At 28.9% G+C, this 1,570-nt stretch carries 1 pseudogene; it reads left to right on the top strand.

Annotated features, from left to right (window positions below):
* Nucleotides 1–1,394: 1,394 nt before the first annotated feature.
* Nucleotides 1,395–1,570: pseudogene (locus tag ABD915_RS10375) on the top strand (LbetaH domain-containing protein); the annotation flags it as partial.

The raw sequence follows: 1,570 nt of genomic DNA, 5'->3' as shown, positions 1-1,570 counted from the left end.
GTTTCAAAGGGTTATTACGGTAAGTTTAGAAACAATGAAGATTGTTAAGAATCTACCAAAATTAGAAATAAGAGAGAGTGAATAGACTTAATAAAGCATGCTCACATGACGGGCATGCTAATCTTATAAAGGTCTTTCAATATTGATTTTAAATTACACTCTATAAGCTATCATCTTGTTAAATTGATTACCTACAATCTTAAAGGAATAATTTATCAGGCGTTATTCTAAAAAGAGAGGATTTGCACTTTTAAACACCCTACTTTGGATTGCTTTAAGGTTTTTAAGAAATCCACTCTTAAACAGAATTAGATTTTTTTGGATTGCCTTTAAAAGATTATACCGTAATCTAAAATGAGAGCTTGATAGGTTTCAAAAGCTCTTTTTAAAGAGAGTTATGTATCTTCATTTTGCTTATAGGTTTTGAAGGTGCAAAAATTGTCAAAACCCCCTCGAAACATATACTATTGATTGAATTTAGAGGTTGTATTATCAATATGAGTTGTTTTTTTAAGATCTGTAAAATGCTAACATATTGAAATATAATGTTTTTAATTTTTTATCTCATAAAAAAATAAGATAGGGTATAAAAAGAACTGACAAGACTGACAAAAGTCTATTAAAAGGGATTTTGCTAATCTCTATAATTATCAGTCTCTCTTTAGAGATTTCATAACAAGCTATAAATAGCAATTATCATTTCTCTTATAAAAATGAAAAATGATGCGGTGATTATAAAGGATATAACCGTTATAAAGAATGCATAAAACAGCAGTTTTTCATAATCACAATGCAAATGAAAGCGTTGTTATAGAGATAGTCCCTATAAAAGGCTGTTAAGTTGCAAATGCACTATAAAAGAAATTAACAGAAATCTTTAAAAACCATTTAGTAAAAAACAAATACATCATAAAACTAAAAATACGCATCATGAGAGCGTTTCTCAATATTATAAATGTATAGATTCAGAAAATAACGCAATCGTTTTATAAAGCCAATAATATAGCTTTAAAAGCACATAAATATAAAAGAAGCAATTAATAAGCATGTGACAAATATTTACACACAATGAATTTAAAAAAATACAAAAAAAATATCAAAAAAGATAAAACAATTGTTGATAATAAATACGTATTTTGTTATATAAATACTCAAGTGATCAAAACACTAGACCAACAGCGGATAGGTTACGAAACAACCTTTCCAAAGTCTTTAAAATACTGACTATCTTTTATGCTGTGATTAGCATATATGATGATTTTGTCGGGTGTAGCTATGTCATACAATACCCTTTTAGGGAAAAGCATAGCAACGGACTGTTGGCCGTGTTTTGAGCGCCCGACGCCCTTGATAGGGTGTTTAATTCAAAATTTAAAACCAACAGGATTAATAAAATGAATTCTATATCAAAAAATACCCCCGTTATTTCTAACATTTCAAATGAAACCGCATCTAATAATAAACAAGAGCCTGCAAAAAAATACGAATTCACGGGTGAAACAATAGAGGTTGGCTTTAAAACGCTGCATAGAATTAGAGCTTTAAGAGATTTTGGTGATGTCAAAAAAGG

This window comes from Bartonella jaculi, from assembly GCF_039543045.1.
In the GTDB taxonomy this organism is placed as follows: domain Bacteria; phylum Pseudomonadota; class Alphaproteobacteria; order Rhizobiales; family Rhizobiaceae; genus Bartonella; species Bartonella jaculi.
The sequence above is the reverse complement of the archived record's forward strand: the minus strand, read 5'-3'. Positions and strand labels throughout refer to the sequence as shown.